Origin of the sequence: Verrucomicrobium sp. BvORR106, from assembly GCF_000739655.1 — a bacterium.
Lineage (GTDB): Bacteria > Verrucomicrobiota > Verrucomicrobiia > Verrucomicrobiales > Verrucomicrobiaceae > Verrucomicrobium.
The window spans coordinates 41,019-64,984 of the sequence record NZ_BATR01000117.1 but is presented as its reverse complement, the minus strand read 5'-3'; the positions used below and the strand labels follow the sequence as shown (position 1 = coordinate 64,984).

Sequence of the window (23,966 nt, the reverse complement as noted above, 5' to 3'; positions counted from 1 at the left end):
TCCTTTTGTCTAGAAAAACATCTGGGGCGCGTTTTGGGCACCTCACCGACAAGACCCGTCAAGTTCAGCATGCAAAACGCAATAAACTCCGTGCATCCTGAGCGAAAAACAGGCTCCCCCTCAGAACGCCGCAGAAACCATCCAATCCATTAAGCATTGGATATCAACATGTTACAACACACACAAGCAGGATGGCACGCGCCGTGCATAAGGATGCCATGTCGCAACACCCGTTGTGAACCACCTCCAAAGCCCCCTCCCCTACTTCTCCCATGAAAACCATTCCGTTCCCCACAACCTCGTCCGCTGAACTTGCACTCCTTGACGATGAATCGTTGATGGCATTGATCACCGAGGAACAAAACCAGAAGGCACTTGAAATTCTTTATCAGCGCCACCGCCCGGTTTTGCGTGGCGTCATCGGTCGCGTGGTCGGTGTGGATGCCGACGTGGACGATGTGCTCCAAGACGTCTTCATCCAAGTTTGGAAGCAGTCCGCCACCTTCTCCGCCAAGAAGGGACAGCTGCTGGGATGGCTGATTACCATCGCCCGTCGCCGCGCACTGGACCGGGTTCGCCAGCTCACCTCCTATCAAAAAGCCACCAACCGGTACGAGGAGTCCATCAAACCTGTGGTGGAGCATGCCGAAGATTCCACGGTGGATCGTGAAGTGCGCCACAATGAACTGACACAGCTGTTCGACCACCTCATCGCAGACCTTCCCAAAGAGCAAGGTGTCGCGGTGCAGCTCACCTTCTTCAGCGGTCTGAGCCAGCGTGAGATTGCGGCCCGCCTCTCCCTGCCCCTCGGCACGGTAAAAACCCGAATCGAACTCGCGGTGCGCAAATTGGGCAGATCGAATCTCTGCCGCGAAGCCGCCTAATGCCCGTCAGCTCCCTCTCACTCCCACAAACACCTTGCTCAGCATCATCTGATGCGAGCTCCCGACCGGTGGCACCCGCCACCGGTTTTCTTTTGGCGCCCGACGAAGCGGGATGCGCCAAGTGGGAGTTGAGCTTCATCACCTTGAAGAGAGAGCCGCTGCGACTGTGCCCTGAAAAAACCGCAGAAAAAAGCACAGAAAACACTTGTCAGTTTTTGGGTTCGTGTTACTATCTCGTCCTCCCGCAGCACGGGGCATTAGCTCAGTTGGTAGAGCGTCTCAATGGCATTGAGAAGGTCAGCGGTTCGAATCCGCTATGCTCCACCAAACCTCAAGATTGGTTTGGTGGACTCCCCGCAAAATAGCTGCAAACAACCGAGATTCGGCTTGTTTCACTGAACCCGGTTTAGGAAACCACCATCCACTGGGACCTTCTTAGGTTGGCTCCTATAACGAGCCCAATTTGCATACCACGCCGCGGCATCAAACGCTGTCGCGGCCCGTCCCTCATCTGCCTGGCAAGTTGAGTCAACTTCTCCCAGCGTCAGGCAGTCAATAGTCGATGGCGTCAGAGAAAAGTGACGCAAGGTCCCGTGCCCACAACCAGACCGGGGTCCATTGCTGACTTACGCAGCTTGCCAAGGACGGAGAATACACTCCACGCCGCCCCCTCCTACAGCCCCATCTGATTTGCCTGGGACCAGCACTCCCTCCCAACAAAAAAAACCCGCACTGTTGCCAGTGCGGGTTTTGAAGAGGTGGTTCAGGAAAGGACTCCTGAAACGCCAGTTAACGAGTGGTAGCAGGGCGACGGGGAGCGGTCGCAGCAGGAGCCGCCGGGGCGGCAGCAGGAGCAGCGGCAGGCGGCGTCACCGCAGGAGCCTTGGCATCAGCGGCGGCCTTTGCCTTGCGGGCTTCACGATCAGCCTTCATACGAGCGATGGTGGCTTCAGCCTTCTGGATCTTCTCCTGAGTCAGAGCCTTGTTGCCCTTCGTCACGGCATCCAGAGCGCCTTTGACCACTTCATTCTTGCCGTCGATTTCCTGTGCCTGCTTGAAGAACACGTAGGCGGCTTCGTAGTCCGGCTTGGCGACGTCACCAACTGGAACCATCAAGCCACGGAAGTGCAGGCTGCCCAGACGGACAAATGCCTCAAGACGCACTGCCTCGCTGGCAGCAGGAGAATCCGCAGCGGCGAGGTAGGAAGCAGCAGCGGCCTGGTAGGGGGAGCCTTTGTCGCTGTCAATCACGAGCCCCTGCTCACTCACAACACCGTAGCTCAGAAGGCCATCAGGAAGACCAGCGGCGGCGGCGCGGGCGAACCAGCCGGCGGCAGCAACAGGATCTTTCTGGGTGCCACTGCCATTGAGGTAGTAAACACCGGCTTTCTGCATGCCATAAGCCAGACCGTTCACGGCGGACTGCAAGAAGAAGGCGAAGGCCTTGGCGGGGTCTTTGTCCACGGTGCGACCTTCTTCATAGAAGGTGCCCACATTGTAGATGGCGAGTGGCACGTTGCTCTGGGCGGCCAGGCGATAGAGCTCAAGAGCGGCAGCAGCGTTGGGGGCCACATCAATTTTTTTGTCGTCCTTGTTGAGGTCCACACCCTTGTCGTAGAAGCCGGCAAGACGGACTTGAGCAATGGAGTCATTGCCCTGGGCTGCGCGGCGGTAGAAGTCGAGAGCCTTCTCGAAGTCCTTGGTCACACCAGCCAGACCGCTCTCATGCAGTTCGCCCATGATCCGCAGACCCGTGGCGTTGTTCTGCTTGGCGAGTTCTTCGAACTTCTTCACAGCGGCAGCAGGATCAGCAGTAATCGTCTTCTCGCCGATCTTTTTGCCGTCGAGCAGCACGGATCCGAGGCTCGCCAGAGCGCCGGGGTTGCCCAGGTCTGCAGCCTCATTCAGCAACGACCAAGCCTTGTCGTCATTCTGATTTTCTTTGCCACCTGCGCCGAGATAGAACTGGGCGAGCTCAAACTTGGCCTGGCTGTCTTTTTCCTTGCTGGCAACTTCGAGTAGCGCTTCGGCAGCCTTGGGGTCCACTTTGTAGCCGGCGAGGCCACGGAGGTGGATTTGGGCCATATTGCGGCGGGCCGCATTCAGGCCTTTGTCAGCGGACTTCTGAATCCAGTCCACCCCTTCTTTCGTCACCTTTTCTTCTTTGCCGGATGCGGCAAGGATGAAGCCAAGGTTGTTCATGGCCTGAAGCTGATTCTGGGCGGCGGCCTTCTTGTAGTAATCAAGCGCCTGCTCCAGAGCCCCCTGCTGATTGCTCTGCTGGAGGAAGAGACCCACCGCAAACTGGGCATCCTTGTCACCCTTGGTGTCGGCGAGATCCTTGATCTTCTTGATCGTTTCGTTCACCGCCGTCCCCACCTGGGACGTGTCACCCGAGGAAATATTACCCATGGCGTCGGCCAGCTTCTGCACCTGGGCCGTCATCTCTGGGGAGGGGCTCGACCACTCTGCGGTATTGAGTCCGAGGGCCGCTACCATCGCGGCCATCTTGAGGCTAATAATACTATGCAACATAATTTTCGAATTGAATGAAGAGTGCGATTCAGACCCGCATGAGGTCGAAGCGCTCATTTTTGGCCAAAAGATTCGCCTAAATCAAGAAATTCCGATGAATGGCCGAAAAATGCCAATCGAGAATACCTATAATGGCACTTTTGCTTGCTCCGGCGGGGGGCGGCGGTTGACAATGCCGACAAATGACCCACGCCAAGGCGACCCTAGCCCAAGCCCGTGCCCATCTCGCAGCCCTGAGACACCGCCTAAGAGAAGATTTAGGGGAAAAGCGGCTCATGACGTTGACCATCTCCGCTTTCATGTTGTTGTACATGACAGCAGCCTACCTGCTGGTGAACCGGGGGCTCAACTTTGTCCACGCCCTTCCCCTGCTTGGCCCCCTCCTCACCGAGCGGATGCTGTACCTGCTGTTCTTCTTCTTTTTCCTGATGCTGGTGATGTCCAACGCCGCCATCACCGGCATCAGCCTCTTCCGCAGGCAGGAGACGGGCTGGCACCTGAGCCTACCCATGCCGCATGGCAGCATCGTGATCTGGAAGACCATCGAGGGGCTGCTCATCTCCAGCTGGGGACTCATCCTGTTGAGCGCCCCGATTCTGGCCGGGTTTGGGCGGATCTTTGACGCCGGCCCCTTCTTCTATGTCTCGAGCCTTGCGGCCGTAGTGTGCCTCATCGCCCTGGCCTCCAATGTCAGCACCTGGTTTCTACTCACGGTGGTAAAGTTCTACCGCCCCTGGTGGCTTAAGGTGGGAGGCATCGTGGTGCTGAGCATGGTGATCTACGTCATCTGGCAGATCCGCGAAAGCGAGACCGGACAGTTTGTCTCCAGTGACGTGGCCAGCAACGTGCGCCAGATCCTCGGGCACACCCAGATCTGCACCCACCCGCTCCTGCCCAGCTCCTGGGTCGCGGAGGTGGTGATCGCCTCCGGGAGGGAGCTTCCGGGCCGGGCGGTGTTCTTTACCCTGCTGTTGTTAAGCAATGCCATGGCCGCCTGGATTCTCACGGCGTTGGTGGCGAATCGTTACTTTTATCCTTCGTGGAACCGCGCACTCCAGCACTCGGAACTCCGGAACATTGCCAACGGTCAGGCGGTGTTTGCCAATCACAAATCCCGCCCTGAATTTCTGCTGCGAAGGATCATCCCCTTCCGCCGCAGCACGCTGGCTCTGGTGGGGAAGGATGCCTTGACGTTTCTCCGTGAACCCATGCAGTGGGGCCAGTGCACGCTGATCTTCGGCCTGCTGCTGCTTTATACCTCGAACCTGCGCAACCTTGGGTACAACTACAAGGACCCCACCTGGAGCGCCATCATCAGCCACCTCAACCTCACGGTGTGCTGCCTGGCCATGTCCACCCTCACCACCCGGTTCGTCTTTCCCCAGTTCAGCCTTGAAGGACAGCGTTTGTGGATCCTTGGCCTCGCCCCGTTTCCCCTCACCCGCGTCATCCGGCAGAAGCTCTGGCTCAACCTCGCCGCCTCCACTCCGCTGACCACCCTGCTCGTGATCGTGTCATGCTTCAGCCTGAAGCTGCCCATGCATCGGGCCGTGTTTTTTGTCTCAGCCATCGTCTTGATGACGGTCGGCCTCAATGCCCTTGCTCTCTCCCTGGGAACCCTCCTGCCGAACCTGCGAGAGACCAACTCCGCCAAGATCGTGTCCAGCTTCGGCGGCACGCTTTGTCTGGTGGCCAGTTTCTTCTACATTGCCATCGCCATGACGGTCCTGGTAGTACCCACGGTGATCGGTCGCAGAGCGGTTTCTCCGTTGCCCATGGAAGATACTTATCGATTAGAAGCATCGGCAATTGGAGCACTGTTCATCTTAACAGTGCTTATTGGAGGAATTCCATACTATTTCGCCCTTCGCCGTACGAAAACCCTCGCAAACTTAGGAGAGCTGTAATACTTAGACGGGTAAACCAAACCCGTCTGTCATGCCTAAAGCCGCTACAAGTTCGATGTACTATGACAGGGAAGCACCGGTGCTTCGCTTCGAGGAGTCGGATGACTTCAATGACTATGCCGCCAAGCCCAACGGGCACAGTCAAGTGGTGAACCACAGCGCCCCGGTTTCATCCGGAAGCGATGATCCGTTCAGCGAGCTCAAGAGCAAGCAGGAATCCCTTCTCAAGCTTCGTCAGGAGCTGGATCGCACCCAGCGCGAGGCGCAGGAACTGGAGGCCCAGCGTCTCAAAGAAGAACGCTTCACCACCGGTCGTCGCGAAATCACTGAAAAAGTTTCCCGGAACCTTGCCCGCCTGGAGCGCGAGCTCTACAACGCGCAGAAGATCATCGAAGAAATCTCGGTGGCACGCGAGTCCTTTGAGCATCACCTTGAGGCCCTCCGGACCATCCGCCCTGAAGCGTGGAAACGCTGCGATCTGAATGAGGAACTGGATCGCGCCATCGGCGCGGTCGAGGACGCCGAGAATGAATTTGGCAAAGCGAGCCGCCGGCTTGCGACGGTCCTTCCTGAAAGCAGCCAGGCTTCATTTCTTGCCGGATCCCAGCTGAGCGGCGGTGCCCTGCCCCAGGACTTCCAGAGCTGGCTGCGCGCCGGATTCGCCTTTACCCTCCCGCTGCTGGCGGGCATCGCCCTGCTCATGCTGCTGGGCAAGTTGTTCCTCTAACCCCGAGCCGCACTCCCATGTCCAGCAACGTTCGCGTACGCAAGCCTTCCGCCAAGACTGCCAAGTCTCTGACGCAGCAGGACAAGGCCGCCAACACCCGCAGCCTCAAGGAAAAATCTGATGACCTCCAGACCCGGATCCTCCGGGTGGAGATGGACATCGTGTCCGCCTCCCGTCAGGCCCAGGAGCGTCGCATCAAGTACCGCGACACCCTTCCTCCCGAGCCTTCCGTCCGCCGGGGATTCGCCCAGGGCGAACGCCGGCTCACGCTGGCTCAAACCCGCGCCCGGAATCGCAAACAGATGGTGCAGTGGGCAGAGTTCGCCGTCACGGCCATCATCTTGGTTGGAGCCTGCGCCTGGCTCTACCAGTGGTGGATGCGCACCCAGGGCGGCTTCTAACCATCCTCAGCCTTCGAGGATCGATCCATTTGCGGGGTTTGCGTCATGCAACCCCGCTTTTTTGTGCCCCGATTTGGCTTGGAGCGCAGGCCCCCATTTTCCTTCCCGGCACCGCCCAGAGGCTTGACTTTGCCGCCTCCGCCTTTCCATTAGGGGCGCATGGCCCACCACATCGACATTCAACACACCGCTAAGCTCGCCCGCCTCAAGCTGACCGAACAGGAGGCGGTAAAGTATGAGGCTCAGCTCGCCAAGGTGCTGGACTATATGGAGACTTTGGAAGGCCATGATCTGTCGGGTGTTGAATTGACCGCCCACGCCATGCCGATCTATGACGTCTGGCGTGAAGATGTGTCCGTGGAAGGCCTGGATCGTGACGAGGCCCTCTCCAATGCGCCCCGTAAGACCGCCGGGCAATTCCTGATCTCCCGCGTGGTGGAATAGCCACCCCTCTCACGCCCGCCATATCTCGCACTCCGCATCTCGTCTTTCTCCCGTGTCCCTCGCCGCTCAATCCATCGCCTCCCTCCGCAAGCAACTTCTCAGCAAGGAGATCACTCCGACGGACATCGTCAAGGATGTGCTGACCTCCATTGAGAAGCAGGATCCCAGCCTCAAGGCCTACCTCTCGGTCGATGCAGAGCGTGCGCTGGCGGATGCCGCAAAGGCAGACATCAGCAAGCCTCTGGGAGGCATCCCCATTGGCATCAAGGACAACATCAATGTCAAAGGTGCCCCCTGCACCTGCGCCTCCAAGTTCCTCGCTGAAAACTACACCGCGCCGTACAACGCCACTTGCGTAAACCAGTTGCACGCAGCCGGTGCCCTGAGCCTGGGAAGGCTGAACATGGATGAGTTCGCCATGGGCTCCTCCACAGAGAACTCCGCCTTCTTCGCGAGCCGGAACCCGTGGGACACTGAACGCGTCCCTGGCGGGTCCAGCGGCGGCTCAGCTTCCGCAGTAGGCGGTGATATCGCCATTGCCGCCCTGGGATCCGATACGGGCGGCTCGATCCGGCAACCCTCCGCCTTCTGCGGGTGCGTTGGCATCAAGCCCACGTACGGGCGGGTCTCCCGCTTCGGTCTGGTGGCCTTCGCTTCATCCCTTGATCAGATCGGCCCCATCACGAAGACCGTCGAAGACGCCGCGCTGGTCTTAAACCATCTCTGCGGCAAAGACGGACGCGACAGTACCTCACTGGACGCAGCAGTGCCCGACTTCACATCTGGCCTCGGCCAGGATATCAAGGGGCTGCGCTTTGGCCTGCCCAAGGAGTACCTTGTGGATGGAGTGGATGCTCGCATTCGCAGTGCCGTTGATGCTGCCATCACCCACATTCAGGGTCTGGGAGGCATTGTGGAGGAGATCAGCCTCCCGCACACCGACGTGGGTATTGCCACCTATTACGTCATCGCACCAGCTGAGGCCTCCACGAACCTCTCACGCTTTGACGGCGTCCGGTACGGCCACCGCGCCGAGAACACCAAAGACGTTCTGGATCACTATCTCACGACCCGCGCCGAAGGCTTCGGGCCTGAAGTGAAGCGACGCATCCTGCTCGGCACTTATGTGCTGAGTTCGGGCTACTATGACGCCTACTACGTGAAAGCCCAGAAGGCCCGGACCCTCATTCGTAAGGACTTTGACGAGGCATTCAAGAAGGTGGATATCGTGCTCTCTCCCACAACGCCCGAGCTCCCCTTCAAGCTGGGGGCCCACAGCGATGATCCCCTTTCCGTCTATCTGGCGGACCTATTCACCATTCCGGCCAACCTGGCGGGGCTCCCCGGCATCAGCGTGCCATGTGGGTTCGTGGAAGATGGCGGCACCACGCTGCCAGTGGGTCTGCAGATGGTGGGACGTGCGCTGGATGAAGTCACCCTGCTTCGCGCGGCCCATGCCTACGAGCAGTCCACCTCCTGGCATTTGAAAAAGCCCCGGTAGGAGGCTTCGGCCGTCATCTCACGCGGTTCAGGAGTCAAACGACCGGCATTCCATGCCGGTCGTCACCACCAGAACACGTCCACGAGAAAGCACACCACCATGGCGATGCTCAGACCCAGCTTGAGCACCATGCCCATGGTCGTCCCCACCACGGTACCCCAGGTCGCTTTCATGGCAGGGTTGATCTTCTTTTTCGCAAAAAGGACCTCAAAAGCAAAGCCGCCAATGAGAGGACCGAAGATCAATCCCAATGGGCCAAAGAACAGTCCCACAATCCCGCCCACCAAGACACCCCAGAAGCCCCAGCGGCTGCCGCCAAACCACTTGGACCCCACGGCTCCACTGAGAAAATCCACTGCGAACGTGGCTGCCAGCAGGAGCGCCATGACGCCGAGTCCCCACAGGCTCATGCCGTGATCCGGCATCAGCAGGGTGTGAAGCCCGCCTGCCACAAAGAGCAGCACCGGACCGGGGAGCATAGGGACCACGGTGCCCAGCACGCCGACAAACATCAGCAGGACCGTCAGGCACCACACCATCCAGTGCCCGATCTCCAGGCTCTGGAACCACTGCACCATATCATGCCACCAGCTCATTCCCCGGCTGCCTCTCCATGCCAGGTGATCTTGCCCTGCACCGGGCTGCGACGCCCCTCCGGCCACACAAAGCCTGGCTTGGGCCAGCCCAGGTAAAACAAGCCCAGGCAACGATCTTCAGTCCCCAACTGTAGCCAATCAGCAAACTTGCGGTCGTACACCAAAGCCGGGGTGGACCAGTAGCCCGCCAGCCCTGCGGCACTCGCGCTCAGATGCAGATTCTGTACGGCACAGGCCACCGCCTCGATTTCCTCCAGTTCCGGGATCTTTGCCCCGCCGCGCCGGGCCATGACGATCGCAATGATGACGGGTGCCAGTCGGGCGCTCTCCGTCATCTTCCGATACTTGTCCTCACGAAACTCTGAGGCAGGTGTGATCTCCTGGTAAACCGCCTGCATCGTCGCAGCCAGTTCAGCCCGGGCCGCTCCTTGCAGCACGTGAAACCTCCACGGCTCCGTCATGCCGTGAGTGGGAGCCTGATTTGCATTCTCCATCAACGCCTCCAGGAGTGCCCTATCCACCTGCCGGCTTGAATCCATGTCCGCCGGTTTGACGGAACGACGGTGCCGGATGTGGTCGGTGATGCTCTGAAGAGGGGTAGGCGCGGCTTCGGACATAGATGGGGTCAGGAAGAAAACGTACGACGTTCCCCTCGCGATGCGACAGAATCAAGTCCAGGCGCGAGCAGGCGAGTTGATTTGTTTGACCCCGTCACCGTACCGCCTACAATCGGCCCGTTCGGACGCTTGGCGTCACGATCACAAACCCGAATCCCAACTCTCTCTTCTCATGCCTCTCGCAGTCGGTACCAAAGCCCCGGATTTCACCCTCAAGAGCAAGAACGCCGATGGCCTCAAAGATGTGACCTTGAGCGCCAACTTTGGCAGCAAGAACACCGTGTTGCTCTTCTTCCCTCTCGCTTTCACGGGCGTGTGCACCCAGGAACTGTGTGACATCACCGCCGGCCTTGGTGGTTATGGCGATCTCAACGCTGACGTCATCGCCGTGAGCGTGGACAGCCCCTTCGCTCAGGAAGCCTGGGCCCAGAAGGAGAAGATCGGCATCACCTTGGTCAGCGACCTCAACAAGGAAACGACCAAGGCTTACGACGTGCTCTTCCCCGGTCTGGCTGGCATCGGTGACACCTCGGCCCGCTCCGCCTTCGTCATCGACAAAGACGGCGTGATCCAGTACTCGGAGCAGACTCCCTCCCCCAAAGAACTGCCCAACTTCGAAGCCGTGAAGGCTGCCCTGGGCTCTCTCTCCTAAGGCGCACGACGGTTCCCGTCATAGCTTTTTGTATTCCGCGGCCGGGCTAATGCCCGGCCGCTTTTTTGGGGCCCGTCCAGCTCGCTATCGCAGACGCTCAATCGCCCTCAGCAGATCAGGGAAACTTACCGGCTTCACCAGGTGCTCCTGAAATCCGGCTTCACGAGATCGGCGATGATCGTCCTCCATGCCATAGCCACTCAGGGCTATGGCGCGCAATGGCAGCCGGGCGCGGATGGATTTCATGAGGTCCAATCCACTCCCATCGGGAAGCCCCAGATCGCTGATCAGCAGATCCACCGCTTCGCCCCCCTCCACCACCGCCAAGGCGGTGGCCACACTCCGGGCCACGAGCACCGTGTGCCCGCGACGCTGCAGAAGCTGACGCATCACCTCGCGGGTGTCCTCATGATCCTCGACAAGCAAAATACGTAACCCGGCGGGTTTCACAGCAGGGACGGTTGGCACCGAAGACGGCTGGCAGACAGGAAGCACCAAATCCGCCACTGACTGCCCCTGAAAGACGGGCAGCGTGAGAGTGAAGGTGGCCCCCTTGTTCCGCCCCGCACTCGCCGCCGTGAGTGTGCCATGGTGCAGATCCACGATGGCCTTGCTGATCGCAAGGCCCAGCCCCAGCCCTCCAAACTGCCGCGTGACCGTCCGGTTGCCCTGGTCGAAGGCATCGAAGATCCTGCCAATGTCCTCGGCGGCGATGCCAATGCCATTGTCCGAGACCTCGATCACGACCGTATTTCCTCCATCCCGTCCCGCCTGCCCCGGCTTCAGGTTCACCTGTACAACGCCTTCCTCGGGGGTGAATTTCACCGCATTGCGCAGCAGGTTCCACAGGACTTGAGTGAGGCGCATGGCATCACCTTGCACGCGGGTCTGCGTGGCAGTGTCATGGGTAACGATGCGGTCTGGCCCCGTGCGGGATTCACGGCAGATTTCCACCGCATGGTTCAGGAGATCACGTAGATCCACCTCATCATCCCGCATCTCCATCTTGCCTTTGATGATCCGGGTCAGATCCAGGAGATCGTCAATGAGCCGGGCCTCCAGATCAATGTTACGCTTGACCATCTCAAGGTCCCGGCGCAGCTCCTCCGGCACTTGGGGGCGACTGCACCACTCTGCCACCACGGCCAGCACCGGGCTCAGGGGCGTGCGCAGCTCATGGCTGAGCACCGCCAGGAACTGATCCTTCGCCTCGTTGGCACGCTTGAGTTCCTCTCTGGAGTTACGCAGCTCCTCCTCCCGCTGCTGAAGTTCTTCCACCAGCGCAGCGCGGGCTTCAGCCGCCTCCTTGGCCGCCCGTTCGCGCGCCGCCTCCAGCTCCCTGGCCCGGAATTCATGCAGAATGCGAGAATTCTCCTCCTCGTAGAACTTCCGCCTCAGCAGGGCCCGGATGCGCCCCTTCAGAATCGCGTAGTCCCCAGACTTCCCCACGAAATCATCTGCTCCAGCCTCCAGGGCACGGAAGAGATTGTCCCGTGATTCTGCCCCAGTGAGGACAATCGTGATGAGCGGCACCTCCAGCTGATGACGCAGTTCATTTATCCTTCGACATACCTCGAACCCATCCATCTTCGGCATGAGCAGGTCGATGATGACGCCGTCATACTTGTTCTTCCTGACCAGCTCCAGACTTTTCAGGGGATCCAGGGCGACGTCCACCTTGTACCCCTCACCCTCCAACTCTCCCCTCAAGTGCTCGAGGAAGGTCGGACTGTCATCGATGGCCAGGAGGCGGGCGGTCCGGAAACTGTTGTCACCGCCGGTAAAGATGCGCCCCTCCGGCCGCGACTTCTGCAAGAGCGTGCGCACCCTCAGCAGCAAATACTCCGGATTGCCCGACTTCAGAATGAAGTCATCGGCCCCGCTGTCCAGCCCCTGCAGTTCCTTGTCCTCCTGGGAGGTGAGGATCACGATGGGCAGGCTGCGGCTGTCCACATGCATTCTGATGCGGCGGCAGACCTCATCCCCGCGCATGCCCGGCAGGTAGTAGTCTAGCAGCACCAGATCTGGCCGCTTGTCACGCAGGGTGACAAAGGCCTCCTCTGCCGTGGACACCCAGGTGACCCGCCAGCCTTCTGCTTCCAGCAGGGAGATCAGCTTGAGCGCCTGACTGGCGGAATCTTCCACCAGGACGATATGACTGCGCGGCTCAGCCACGGGTCACCTCCCCGCTCTGGCAGACGACGTTGAGCCGCGGACCAATCTCCGAGACGGGCAAGACCTCACGGGCCGCCCCCAGACGCACCGCCGCACCGGGCATGCCATACACCACGGCGCTGGACTCGTGCTCGGCAAAGGTGAGCCCTCCGGAGTCGCACATCTCCTTCAGTCCCTCGGCACCGTCTTCCCCCATGCCCGTGAGCAAGACACCCAGCGCCCTGGCCCCGTGTACCTGGCTCATGGAGCGGAACAGGACCGTCCCGGAAGGCTTCTGCGCACACACCGCAGGCGTGTCCAGCAGGCCCAGGCGCATGCCCGCCACACAGATGGCATGACGGTCTGCCGGGGCCACATAGACCCCTCCCTCTTCCAGCGGCATCTGCGCCACCCCTTCCAGCACCTCCCGGTCGGGCAGCACATCATTGAGCCAGTGGACGAACCCCCGCACAAATCCCGGTGTGATGTGCTGCACCACCACGATGGGCTGCGTGACCGAGGGCGAGAGATCTCCTAGAACCCGGACCAGCGCACTGGGCCCCCCGGTGGAGGCCACCATGCCAATGACCGTGGGCCGCCAGCGCCCGGCCTGGGTCACTGGCACCCTGGCACCGGCGGAAGTCTCCGGCATGCCCGGCCACGTCACACGGTAACGCTGCCGGATCACCCTCACCTGGCTCATGATGTAGAGCTTGGTGCAGAGCGCCGCCGCCAGCTCCGCATAGTCGTCATGACTCATCCCCACCGGCTTCTGCACCACCGACAGCGCTCCGATCCGGAGGGCATTCATGGAGATGTTGAGCTCCTCATCCGCCACGTTGGAGGAAACAACCACAATGGGAGTGGGATACTCCGACATGATACGCCGAGTCACCTCCAGGCCGTTCATGCCCGGCAGCCGGATGTCCAGCGAGATCACGTCCGGACGCAGATGCTCCAGCACCGCCAGTGCCTCCTCCCCGCTCCTGACGGACGACACCACCTGCAACCGCGGATCCTGGTTGATGATGTGTTCCAGAAACATGCTGATCACCGGGGAATCCTCGACAATCATCACTGTGGTTTTTTTCGTCAATGCGCGAAGGGGTTGGGAAGTTGAAAGGAAGGGCAGGCGGTCAAGGGAGGGTCAGACCAGCTGTCGCACAGTATCGAGGAGCTCACGATGATCGAAGCGCTCCTTCACGATGTAAGCATCTGCACCCAAGGCCAGGCCGCGTTCCTGGTCCTCCCGGCTGCTCAAGGAGGTGACCAGCACCACCGGCAGCTCCGACAGGCGGGCATGGTTCTTCATGGCAGAGAGCAACTGGAAGCCGTCCATCTCCGGCATCTGCACATCCGATACCACTGCATCCACCGGCTCTGTTCTGAGCAGGTCATAAGCCGCCTTGCCGTTCACGGCCACCCGCACCGCATAGCCTGCAGCTTCCAGAATGGATTTTTGAAGCGTGCGGGCGGTGAATGAGTCGTCCACTACGAGCACCACCGGCTTCTTCTTGACCATCGACACGGGCTTCACCTCGCGGAGGGTTGATCCCAAGAAGCGCTGCATCAGGCCAGGCAGATTAATGACCAGCGCCACCTCCCCACCCTCCAGAAGAATGGCTCCAGAAAAGTGCGGTGACAATGAGGCGGGATGCGGCAAGGCCTTGATGAGGGCACTCGTCTCACCAACGAACTCCTCGACATTGAGGGCCAGAGGGCGGTCCCCTTTCAGCACGGCGACGAGCAGATGGCCATCTTCATGCCGGACGAGACTGGGCGGCAGACCACAAGCAGGACCCAGGGTCACAAGAGGGACCGGACGCCCCTCATGCATGATCACGGAACGCCCTTCCACGGTGTGCACCTCCCTGACGCGCTGCAGAGACGCGAGCCCGCGCATGCCCAGTGCGAAGGTACGCCCAGCGGTGCGCACCAGCAGAAGACGATGGGTGGACACGCTCACCGGCACCTCCAGAATCAACTGGCAGCCGCGCCCCGGACTCTGCTGCATGCGGGCGGTCCCCTGCAACTGGGTGGCACGATCCTTCACCACCGACAGTCCCACGCCGCGTCCGGAGACACGCGTCACTTCGGCCGTGGTCGAAAAACGCGGCTCAAAGAGGAAATCCAGCCACTGGGCGTCATCCATATTCTCCGCCACCTCAGGAGTGACCAGCCGATTGCGCAGCGCCTGGGCCCGCACAGACGGGATGTCCACCCCCTGCCCGTCATCCGAAACTGACAATCGAAGCACCTGGCCAATCACCTCAATGTCCAAACGGACCATTCCTGTCTCAGGTTTGCCCGCGGCACGACGTCGCGAGGGGGATTCGATGCCGTGCGCCATGGCATTGCGCAATGCATGCATCACAGGGTCCTTGAGAGATTGCAGCACCGCGCGGTCTGCCTGTAGTTCACCACCATCGATGGTGAACTCAACCTTCTTCCCGGTCTCCGCCGCCAGATCGCGCATCATTTTGGGAAACCCTTCAAAGACGCTGTTGATGGGGACCATGCCAATGCGCCGCACCTCCTCCAGCTGACGCTCTCCCAACGTACGCAGAGCCCAACCCGCCTGCTGCTGCTGCAAGCGTACACGCTGCAGTTGCTTGCTCAGCGCCACCAGTCCCGCATGCAACTCGGTGGAACCCGCCATGGCACGATCACTGGATTGTCTCAAGGCTTCGGTCTGCTCAAACAACTCCTCCAGCTCCCGTCCCAAGGCCTCTTGACGCGAGGCTTCAGCCACCAGCTGTCCACTCGACTGCAACAACCTTTCCAAATGCCCGGCGTGAATCCGCAGGCTGTCAGGTCCGGCCCCTCCAGACGCCAGAGGTTTCTTCGCTGAGGGAGCCCTGCTTCCAGCCTCCGGTTCAAGGTACAACACCCCTTCAGGCACCTGCTCCTCCAGCATTGCGGATGGTGTCACGGACGTCTGGTCCACCAAGTTGGTCTCCGAGCCCCCTTCCGCCCCCATCAGATCATCCACCTCATCCACGAGCCTGATCATCCGGTCCTTCGCCGCAGCATCTGCCGGCACCCGCCCTCTGGCGATCTCTGAAAGCAGACTCTCCAGGTCATGGGCCAGATGCTCCACCTCCAGCAGATCACAGACACGGGCCCCGCCTTTCATGCTGTGAGCCATGCGAAAGGCTTCATCAAACACCGGCCCCTCCGTCAGCGGCCAGGCCTCCACCAGTGCACGGACCGCAACGATCTGCTCACGGTATTCCAGGCGGAAGGCCGCAAGCACACGCTGTTGAATGTCTGACGAGGAGGACACGAAGGGATTGGGGATTTAGGAACTGGATGGAAGGGATGTCAGGGGAATGCTCCCTCCCGTGGCATAGACCGGGAGGAACTGGGTGCGGCAGACTGGCCGGGCCTACAGCTGATACTTGCCCACGGCCATGCGGAGCTGGATGCTGAGTTCGTTGAGATTACCCAGGGCCTTCTCCAGCTGAGCCGTCCCGATTGCGGTCTGCTCGGCCGCCTGACGAATGTCACGCATCCCCTGGGTCACCTGGTCAAAGCCAATCTGCTGTTGACTGGTGGCACCGATGATCTGCTGGAAGGCGTGCACGCTTTCTACCGTCGTGTGCGTCATTTGATGGATGGTCTGCTCTGTGACCTGGGCCTGCTGCTTTCCGGAATCTGAGCGCTTCACGGCCTCCTCCGTGAGCATGACCGTGCTGTTGATCCCACGCTGGATCTCACCAAGAATACCGCCCACATGCACGGTGCTTTCCTTGGCCCGCTGGGCCAGGTTGCGCATCTCGCCCGCCACCACGGCAAACCGGGCCCCGTGATCGCCGGCACTGGCCGCTTCGATGCTGGCATTGAGCGCCAGCAGGTTGGACTGGTCCGAGATCTCGTTCACCGTACTGATGATGTCGCCAATGGCCTGCGTCCGCTCACTCAACCCCACGATCTTCACGGCCACATCCTCCACCTGCTGGCGAATGCCTTCCATGAGCCGGGTGGTGGCCTGCACAGCCCCCACCCCGGACTGACTCGCCGCGGAGGTGGCCTCGGCATTGGCCGCCACCTGCTTGGCCTTGTCTGCGATCTCCGCACCGGACTGCGTGATTTCCTGCATCGTGGCGGAAACCTCCTGCACCGTGGCCGCCTGCTCCTTGGTGCTCGACGCCTGCTGCTGGGTGGACGCCAGGATCTCTGCCGCGGCGGAATTGATGTTTCCCGTAACCCCGAGAATCTGTCCGCTCAAGTCTTTGAGGTTGTCCACCATGTTGTCAAAAGCATCACCCAGCAGCCCGAGCTCATTGCGGCTGGCGATGGCGGCCTTTTCCGTGCGTAGATTGCCCCGTGAAACATTGTCTGCGAGGGCAACCAGACGCTGAAGCGGCCCGGTGATGCTTCTGGCCACCAGCCAACTGATGAGGAAGCCCAGGGTGCCGACGAGCAAGGTGATGAGCACTTCCTTGGTCACCAGTTCCCGGGACTGCTCCTGCAGGAGCTGAGTGTACCCTTTGTTGATCACGATGCCGAGGTCCTGGATCTCCGACTCCCGCTGCAGCAGGCTTGTCAGGAGCGGTGCGAAGTCAGGCGAGGTTTTTTCCATGGCCACCAGCCGGTCGGTATCATCGATGGACACCGTGATGAGCTGCGCCTGCTTCAGCATGTTGTCACGGACAGGTCCTTCAGGTGCAGCTGGCACCCGGACCATTTCAGGCCGGTTCATGCGCTCGATCACCTCCCCACCGTTCAACAATCCCTCCTGGGTGTTCACCCACACCTTCCTCACGTAATCCAGCTTTTCCCGTGCGACCCGCTTCTCCATGAGGAGCAGCGCCGTGGAGAAGTGCTGCTGCTGCAGCATGCGCTGACGTCCCACCAGTTCAAGGACGAGGAACTTGCTCTGCTGGCTGTCGAGCGTGCTGACTGTAAAGTAGAGGATGGTGGACAGGGCCACCATGAAGAACAGCGGGATGATGGTGAGCTTGGTGCCGACCTTGAGATCACGCCAGACGTTGGGAGAAGAATTCATGTACAATGGAATGGATGGAAAAATGGATGCGTCCTAAGCGGAAATGGTGCTGTGAAAGGGTTCAAGAATAACATTCGCGTCCAGAAGGACCCCCAGCCTTCCTGCCGCCTCAAATACGTGGTTTTCTTTGATTGCTTCAGGTGCCAGATGCACAAACCCAAGGACCTCGTCACAGCCCAGTGCCAGGCGAAGCGTGGAATGACGCAGCACTGCCCCTCGCACGAATCCTGAGACATCTCCACCTGTCGTTTTGAGATATGGATAGGGGCTGCAGAGACCGACCAATTCACTCCGGACATTCACGACTCCCAGCAGCGCCTCATGGGCATCTGGGACAGCCGCCCACTGCTGGAAGCTTACAATCTGTGCGACTTGGGCTGCATCCAACCCGATCACGGACTCCCCCACCCGCAAGAGCAACACTTGCTGAGCTCGGTCATCGTCCAATCGCCCGGCCCCTTTCATCTCCGCCAGAGCGGCAGCACGGCGCAGTAACACGGCATCCCGCTCCTCTGCCCCGGGTTGAAACGCCCGTTGCAGGGTCGCCTCCGCATCTTTCATGCGCAGCTTCACCTGCTCCCAGTTGATTCGTTCTGTCTCAGGCTTCATGTGTCGTGGTGGCTCCATGATAGGGTTGCAAGAGGGCGCGCAATTCACCAGCGGTCAATCCATCGCCCCAGGGCAGGACAGCCCCGCCTTCCAGACGGATGATCAACCGGCGGGCATTCTGAAAACTCCGGGCGGCTGGCTCTCCCAACCCCAGCTGCACCAGTCCCAGATAGTAGTGGGCGACAGCCAGGTCACGACGCAGGTACAGGCTACGCTTCAGCGCCATCCGGGCCTTCTCCCACTCACCCTGCTGGAACAACACCAGCCCCAGGTGGAAATGCGCCCCTTCATGCAGAGGCTGGGCCGCAATCAGCGCCTCCGCCAGCTTCCGTGCGGAAGTCAGATCGCCCTTGTCGGCCGATGTGGTTATTTCCTCAACCGCCGTCTCTCTGTTTGCCTCCCGCTCCGCCGGGCGGACTGGTTCTGGCACAGCGGGCGACGCCTCACGCACCACCGGAACCCACTGGGGTGCGGCTGCGCTCGTCCGGACAGTCTGGACCGTAGGGGCCGCTGGGAGCGCCGGTGCTGCCACACTCCGGGACACAGGGACTGCAAGCCCCGGGGAGGGAGCATTCTTTCCTTCTCCTTCCGAGGCCCGCTGATACAACACAGCGCCCGGCGCATTGACGGTCTGGAACGCGCGAAAGATCTCCGTATGCGGCTCGGCATGCCCCACGGCCAGCCATCCGCCCGGCACCAAGCTGCGGTAGAACTGATCCGCAAGACGCCGGTTCGTCGGGACATCGAAGTAGATGATAACGTTCCGGCAGATGATGAGATCCAGCCCGCTCAACTCATGCTCAATGGAAGGAAACTTGTCTTTGACCAGATTGTGGTGACGGAAGGTCACCGCCTCGCGATAAAGATCGTTGATGCGCCAGCGGGCTCCCAACTGGTGAAAGGTGCGCTTGAGCAATTCCGGCTCCATGCCGCGGAGCGCCCAGTTGTCATACACTCCCGCCCGGGCGAGTGCGAGGAAACGGCGGTTGATATCCGTCGCAACAATCTCGAAGGACCAATCTTGTGCCGCATCTCCCAGTAGATCATGCAGGAGGATCGCCAGCGAGTAGGGCTCTGCCCCCACAGAACAGCCTGCGCTCCAAATGCGGAGGGACTTGAGCGCCGCGCGCCGATGGATGAGATCCGGCAACACGTGATCCCTCAGTGCGTGGAACATCTCCAGATGCCGGAAGAAGAACGTCTCGCCAATCGTCAACTCTTCCACCAGGCGGTCCAGCGCCGGGTCGAGCCCACGGGTTAACATTTCGAGGATCTCCCCAGCCTGGCGTCCCTCCAGCTGCTGACAGCGGCCCACGGCTGTGGCGAGATCGCGGTCCTTGTCGGCATAGTACGACAGGCCCGTGGTGGCGATGATCCACTCCTTCAGTTTTTGGAAATCCGGATCTCTGAGCAGGGCGTGCACCCTGGGATCCGCCATGGACGACACTGTGCTCATGCCTCCTGTTCCGCCAATTCAAAAGCATCATGACGCAGCTTCTCACGCGCCGCCAACTGCCGGAGCCGGATGCTTTCCCCTTCCAACAACACCTTGGATGGACTGAGCAGCACGATGGACATCTCAGGAGCTGGACGCGCGACCACGCGGTCCGCACAGTTGTTGAGAACGTGATCCACGGGCAGCCTCACCGTCTGAACGGCATCATACCGCAGCAGTTCCACGCCCTCATCAGCCAGCCAGGCCACATTCAGATCTCCCAGGCGGGCGACGACGAGGCGGGACTGCAGCTGCTCTTCAGGATTCCAATCCGCGTCTTGCATGGCCAGCTGGAGCACACTCTCCAGCCGCAGCACGGGCACCATCTCGCCCCTCAGGTTGAGGAATCCCCGGAGCACGGGCGGCGTCTCGGGCGGGTGTACCAGGCGCACGCAGGGCAACACCTCCCGGACATGGTGCACTTCGATCCCCAGCCGAACACCGCAGATGGAAAAAGTCAGAGCGGAAGGCATGAGAGCAACTCGGGAAACGATGGGCTGGTGCTGATCAACACGCCCTTCAACGGATGCCGCCCTAAGCTTGGTTGCCCCTTTTTTTGCTCAAGCCATCAATTCTCCTCGCAAGAACCAGATAGATCAGCCCCACGATCACCAGTTGGATCGAAATGGCCACGGGGAAAAAACCAAACTTCATGGCACCCCACCCCCCCATGGCGACGGCCGAGGACACCCCCATGACCACCATCATCGTCAAACATCCCCACCGGGCCTGATCCTTGGCGTCATACGGTGTAGCGAACGGCCGCCACTCATTCATCAGGCCGGGCACGAGAGACCACACAGGGAGCATCACCACATTGGGCAACAGGAGCAGCAGCCACTTGCTCATGCCGTGGGTGGCGAGGACGAGGGTCAAAAGCAGCACAATGAGTGGCACCGCCAGAAGGACAAGGACGGCCTTCCTGGCCCCATGAAACAGGGGCTGCCAGCGCCCTTCCGGTGAGGATTGGAAGAGCTCCGCGGCCTGCCAGTTCTCACTGTAGGCCAGCATCTGCATGGCCATGAGCGGCAGCCAGCCCATGTAAATGCCAGCCAGAGCCACATCCACACCGCTGTCGCGCCCCGCCCGACCTGCCAGGAGAAACACCAGGGGCAATGCCAGTACCTGGGCAATGCCCGGGTAGAGCCGCAATTTCGTTTCCCGGTCCCGAAACATATAGGCCGCGGTCAAAATGAAGCTGCTGCGCTCCACCGGATGACTCAGCCAACGACGCAACGGAGCAGCGCCGACCAGGCGGCGAATCCACCAGGCCTTCCCTGTCGCTTTTACTTCCGGCGACGCTTGCTCGTTGAGCAAGGTGAGCCCTTCCCCATAGCTGGCGGCCAGCCGATGCATGCCCAACCAAGCCACCATCAAGGTCGCGAACACCCCCACCGCAGCGGCGATCACCATCCAGGCCTCCGGCCGGTGTGATGCCAGGACGGCATCCAGCGCCCCGAACCACGTAGGAGGCAGCAGCAACAGCCACCAGGCGTGACGAAGCTCCTCCAGATTCACCTGGCCCAGCAGCCGGAAGGACTGACTTCCCATCACCAGCACCACGGTCAGGATCGTCTGGAACGTGGTCATGATGTTATCCAGCCGGTCCCGGCCAAACCACTTCAAACACACCTGATACACCACCACCAGCGCTCCGGCACAAAAGCCGATCATGCCCCCCAATGAAACCAGATGAGCTAGAGGAAACCACCAGTGGGCATCCCGCAGCCACAGACCTGCGACCATGCCTGGGAGATTCAGCGCGAGGGCCATAATGGCGGTCACCCCGCACAGCACACTCGTCTTGGCATGGAGGAGCTCTTTGGCAGTCACGGGACGATGCAGAAGAATCTCCGACTCCTCCCGGTTGAACAACACACTGCCAGCCGTGGCCACTAGATGCATCACCACCAGGAACAGGGTGGCCCCATGCATCATCACAGAAAACGTCAGGGTATCCACCCGCTGGATGGCCAGACAGGGAGCGAACCCCACCAGAAGATAGAACCCCAGCGTGCCCAGCATGCTGTGCCGGTTCACCTTGCCTTCCTCACCGCGCTTTCGGGAGGTGGCACGCCCCCGAAAGAACAGAGTCCAAAAGAGGCGCCGCAGAACTTTCCCGTTGCTCTGGCTCGCAGAAGTCTTCATGACCGGAGAGACCGGGCGAACGATTCGGCCCGTTGTTCGTGGTCATGCGAGCCTGTGAGCCGGGTGAATAGTTGCTCCAGGCTGGCCGCAGCGTGCTCCCGAATCAGATCCTCCGGGGCGCCATCGACGAGGAGCCGCCCCTGGTGAATGATAGCCACCCGATGGCACACGCGCTCCACTACATCCAGGATGTGGGAGCTGTACACGATCGTTTTGCCCTCGCGGGCCAGGGTCTCCAGCAGGGCCTTGAACCCCACTGCGGCATTGGCATCCAGCCCGTCCAGCGGTTCGTCCAGAAACACCACCTTGGGCTGATGCAAAAGGGCGGCGGTGATGACCACCTTCCTCCGCATGCCCTTCGAATAGGCCCCCAGCAGCTTTCTCTCCAGTGTGTCCATGCCCAGCTCGAAGTACTCGATAAAACGGACCACCCGTTCCACGGCGGCGCTTTCCTCGATCCCATAGAGAGAGGCCACCATCAGCAGATACTCCATCCCGGTGAGAGACTCGTACACCGCTCCCGAGTCGGGCACGAATCCCAGCGCCCGCTTGGCCTCCACCGGCTCCAGCGTGATATCCCGCCCCGCGATCAGTGCCGTGCCTTCATCCGGCTTGAGCAACCCGGTGACCATCTTCAGCGTGGTGGTCTTCCCTGCCCCGTTCGGCCCCAGCAACCCGACAATCTGCCCCGCTGGCACTTCGAGCGACAGGTTGTCCACTGCTGTTTGAACGCCATAGCGTTTGGTCAGACCGCGGAGAGAAAGCATCGAGAAAGTTAGGAGTGAACGGCGAAAAGTAAAAACTGAATCCGCAGAGTTCAGCGCGACCCGCCTCCGGTGCCAATGGCACCCCACTTTTGACTTTTCACTTTTTACTTTTCACTTCTCCGCCCCCGCGCCAGACTCCCGCCTCACTCTCTCTCACACTAGTTACCCACCCATGAGCAGAAAAATTCGTTACGGCATGGTCGGTGGTGGTCGCGGCGCCTTCATCGGCGGCGTTCACCGCATCGCAGCCAACATTGATGGCCAGATTGAGCTGGTCTGCGGCGCTTTCTCGTCCGACCCCCAGAAGTCCAAAGATTCCGGCAGTGATTTCTTCCTCCCCGCAGATCGCTGCTACGGCAGCTTCGAGGAGATGATCCAGAAGGAGTCCGCCCTTCCTGAAGGGGAGCGCATGGACTTCGTCTCCATCGTCACGCCGAATCACATGCACTTCCCCCCGGCCAAGGCTGCCCTGGAAGCCGGTTTCCACGTGCTGTCTGACAAGCCCGCCACCCTCACCCTGGAAGAGGCCAAGGCGTTGACGGAGATCGTCAAAAAATCTGGCCGCCTCTATGGCCTGACCCACAACTACACGGGCTACCCCATGGTGAAGCAGGCCCGCGAGATGGTGCACGACGGGAAGTTGGGCAAAATCCGCAAGGTGGTGGTAGAGTACCCGCAGGGATGGCTGGCCACCCGCATTGAGGCCTCTGGCCAGAAGCAGGCAGAATGGCGCACCGATCCCAAGCGCTCCGGCGCGGCGGGCTGTATCGGCGACATCGGCACCCATGCCGAAAACCTGGCTGAGTACATCACTGGACTGCAGATCAAGGAACTCGCCGCAGACATTACCAGCTTCGTCGAAGGGCGTGCACTTGATGACGATGGCAACGTGCTGCTCCGCTTCAACAACGGGGCCAAGGGCGTACTTCACGCCTCCCAGATCAGTGTGGGTGAGGAAAACAACCTCAACATCCGCGTGTACGGTGAAAAGGGCGGCCTGGAATGGCATCAAAATGAGCCGAACACCCTGCTGGTGAAGTGGATCGACCAGCCCATGCAGGTATATCGCACCGCCAACGGCTACCTGGGTAAGGCAGCCCTGGCCGCCGGTCGCACTCCCCCTGCCCACCCGGAAGGTTACCTTGAGGCCTTCGCCAACATCTACCGGAACTTCGCAGCGCACATCCGTGCGGAACTGGAAGGCACCACACCGGATCCCCTGGTGCTCGACTACCCGAAAATCGAAGACGGCGTGCGCGGCATGGCCTTCATCGAGGCCGTGGTGGGCTCCTCCCAGAACAACGCAGCCTGGACTCCGATCAACGTCTAGGCTGGCGCTAGGGCTGCAGTAACTGCATTTCCCTGAGGCACCGTCCCACCAGACGGTGCCTTCTCTGTTTTCCAGTGGGTCGCCGAAGGTTGCCAATGAGGCCATTTGTCCTATGATTGCGCCGGACAGCTGGCCAAATTCCGGGGATCGGGATCCATGAGCGCCCCTTCATTTGCCTCGCTTCCTCC

At 60.6% G+C, this 23,966-nt stretch carries 20 protein-coding genes and 1 tRNA gene; 9 read left to right on the top strand and 12 right to left on the bottom strand.

The window, feature by feature from the left end; all coding sequences use genetic code 11:
• Window positions 1-272 precede the first annotated feature (272 nt).
• The gene (locus BV106_RS21410; RefSeq protein ID WP_038168060.1) at window positions 273-884 is read left to right on the top strand and encodes a sigma-70 family RNA polymerase sigma factor; all 612 of its coding nucleotides are present in this window, start codon (window positions 273-275) and stop codon (window positions 882-884) included.
• A gap of 251 nt (window positions 885-1,135) precedes the next feature.
• A tRNA-Ala gene (locus tag BV106_RS21405) sits at window positions 1,136-1,211 on the top strand.
• Window positions 1,212-1,673: 462 nt separating this feature from the next.
• Here the strand turns inward: BV106_RS21405 and BV106_RS21400 are convergent.
• Complete coding sequence (locus tag BV106_RS21400) at window positions 1,674-3,383, bottom strand: hypothetical protein (protein WP_265595924.1); 1,710 nt, start codon at window positions 3,381-3,383, stop codon at window positions 1,674-1,676.
• A 311-nt stretch (window positions 3,384-3,694) separates the two neighbouring features.
• Here BV106_RS21400 and BV106_RS21395 point away from each other — a divergent pair, with 311 nt between their 5' ends.
• From BV106_RS21395 to gatA, 5 genes are all read left to right on the top strand, one after another.
• Complete coding sequence (locus BV106_RS21395) at window positions 3,695-5,326, top strand: hypothetical protein (protein ID WP_038168056.1); 1,632 nt, start codon at window positions 3,695-3,697, stop codon at window positions 5,324-5,326.
• A gap of 31 nt (window positions 5,327-5,357) precedes the next feature.
• A complete protein-coding gene (locus tag BV106_RS21390) occupies window positions 5,358-6,053 on the top strand; it encodes a hypothetical protein (RefSeq protein WP_265595923.1) in 696 nt (231 codons plus the stop codon).
• A gap of 17 nt (window positions 6,054-6,070) precedes the next feature.
• Window positions 6,071-6,454: a hypothetical protein gene (locus BV106_RS21385; RefSeq protein WP_038168052.1), complete on the top strand. Its 384-nt coding sequence runs from the start codon at window positions 6,071-6,073 to the stop codon at window positions 6,452-6,454.
• A 159-nt stretch (window positions 6,455-6,613) separates the two neighbouring features.
• Window positions 6,614-6,898 carry an Asp-tRNA(Asn)/Glu-tRNA(Gln) amidotransferase subunit GatC gene (gene gatC, locus BV106_RS21380; RefSeq protein ID WP_038168050.1) on the top strand — a complete coding sequence of 95 codons (285 nt, stop codon included), beginning with the start codon at window positions 6,614-6,616 and terminating at the stop codon, window positions 6,896-6,898.
• Between the two features lie 52 nt (window positions 6,899-6,950).
• Complete coding sequence (gatA, locus tag BV106_RS21375; RefSeq protein WP_051946148.1) at window positions 6,951-8,399, top strand: Asp-tRNA(Asn)/Glu-tRNA(Gln) amidotransferase subunit GatA; 1,449 nt, start codon at window positions 6,951-6,953, stop codon at window positions 8,397-8,399.
• Between the two features lie 62 nt (window positions 8,400-8,461).
• On the opposite strand, the gene BV106_RS21370 is transcribed toward gatA, so the two are convergent.
• A complete protein-coding gene (locus BV106_RS21370; RefSeq protein WP_051946147.1) occupies window positions 8,462-8,995 on the bottom strand; it encodes a DUF456 domain-containing protein in 534 nt (177 codons plus the stop codon).
• The gene (locus tag BV106_RS21365) at window positions 8,992-9,612 is read right to left on the bottom strand and encodes a nitroreductase (RefSeq protein WP_051946146.1); all 621 of its coding nucleotides are present in this window, start codon (window positions 9,610-9,612) and stop codon (window positions 8,992-8,994) included. The genes BV106_RS21370 and BV106_RS21365 overlap by 4 nt, the downstream gene beginning before the upstream one ends.
• Before the next feature lie 172 nt (window positions 9,613-9,784).
• On the opposite strand from BV106_RS21365, the gene BV106_RS21360 reads away from it, so the two are divergent.
• Window positions 9,785-10,264: a redoxin domain-containing protein gene (locus tag BV106_RS21360; RefSeq protein WP_038168048.1), complete on the top strand. Its 480-nt coding sequence runs from the start codon at window positions 9,785-9,787 to the stop codon at window positions 10,262-10,264.
• Window positions 10,265-10,348: 84 nt separating this feature from the next.
• On the opposite strand, the gene BV106_RS36015 is transcribed toward BV106_RS21360, so the two are convergent.
• The 9 genes from BV106_RS36015 to BV106_RS21315 form a co-directional block, all read right to left on the bottom strand.
• A complete protein-coding gene (locus BV106_RS36015) occupies window positions 10,349-12,439 on the bottom strand; it encodes a response regulator (RefSeq protein ID WP_051946145.1) in 2,091 nt (696 codons plus the stop codon).
• Entirely contained in the window at window positions 12,432-13,493 is a 1,062-nt protein-coding gene (locus BV106_RS21350) for a chemotaxis protein CheB (RefSeq protein ID WP_038168045.1), read from the bottom strand. The genes BV106_RS36015 and BV106_RS21350 overlap by 8 nt, the downstream gene beginning before the upstream one ends.
• A 72-nt stretch (window positions 13,494-13,565) precedes the next feature.
• Entirely contained in the window at window positions 13,566-15,704 is a 2,139-nt protein-coding gene (locus BV106_RS21345) for a response regulator (RefSeq protein ID WP_081892059.1), read from the bottom strand.
• 102 nt (window positions 15,705-15,806) lie between these two features.
• Entirely contained in the window at window positions 15,807-17,429 is a 1,623-nt protein-coding gene (locus BV106_RS21340) for a methyl-accepting chemotaxis protein (protein ID WP_038168041.1), read from the bottom strand.
• 33 nt (window positions 17,430-17,462) lie between these two features.
• Window positions 17,463-18,038 (bottom strand): chemotaxis protein CheW, encoded by a 576-nt coding sequence (locus tag BV106_RS21335; RefSeq protein WP_038168040.1) that lies wholly within the window; start codon window positions 18,036-18,038, stop codon window positions 17,463-17,465.
• Complete coding sequence (locus BV106_RS21330) at window positions 18,028-19,494, bottom strand: CheR family methyltransferase (RefSeq protein ID WP_051946144.1); 1,467 nt, start codon at window positions 19,492-19,494, stop codon at window positions 18,028-18,030. Before BV106_RS21330 ends, BV106_RS21335 begins: the two co-directional genes overlap by 11 nt.
• Window positions 19,491-20,006 carry a chemotaxis protein CheW gene (locus tag BV106_RS21325; protein ID WP_038168038.1) on the bottom strand — a complete coding sequence of 172 codons (516 nt, stop codon included), beginning with the start codon at window positions 20,004-20,006 and terminating at the stop codon, window positions 19,491-19,493. The genes BV106_RS21330 and BV106_RS21325 overlap by 4 nt, the downstream gene beginning before the upstream one ends.
• Before the next feature lie 61 nt (window positions 20,007-20,067).
• The gene (locus tag BV106_RS21320) at window positions 20,068-21,681 is read right to left on the bottom strand and encodes a hypothetical protein (RefSeq protein ID WP_038168035.1); all 1,614 of its coding nucleotides are present in this window, start codon (window positions 21,679-21,681) and stop codon (window positions 20,068-20,070) included.
• Window positions 21,678-22,448, bottom strand: a complete 771-nt coding sequence (locus BV106_RS21315; RefSeq protein WP_038168033.1) for an ABC transporter ATP-binding protein — start codon at window positions 22,446-22,448, stop codon at window positions 21,678-21,680. The genes BV106_RS21320 and BV106_RS21315 overlap by 4 nt, the downstream gene beginning before the upstream one ends.
• A 172-nt stretch (window positions 22,449-22,620) precedes the next feature.
• Between BV106_RS21315 and BV106_RS21310 the strand changes: the two genes are divergently transcribed.
• On the top strand, window positions 22,621-23,778 hold the full coding sequence (locus BV106_RS21310; RefSeq protein WP_038168032.1) for a Gfo/Idh/MocA family oxidoreductase: 1,158 nt from the start codon (window positions 22,621-22,623) through the stop codon (window positions 23,776-23,778).
• Window positions 23,779-23,966: the final 188 nt, after the last annotated feature.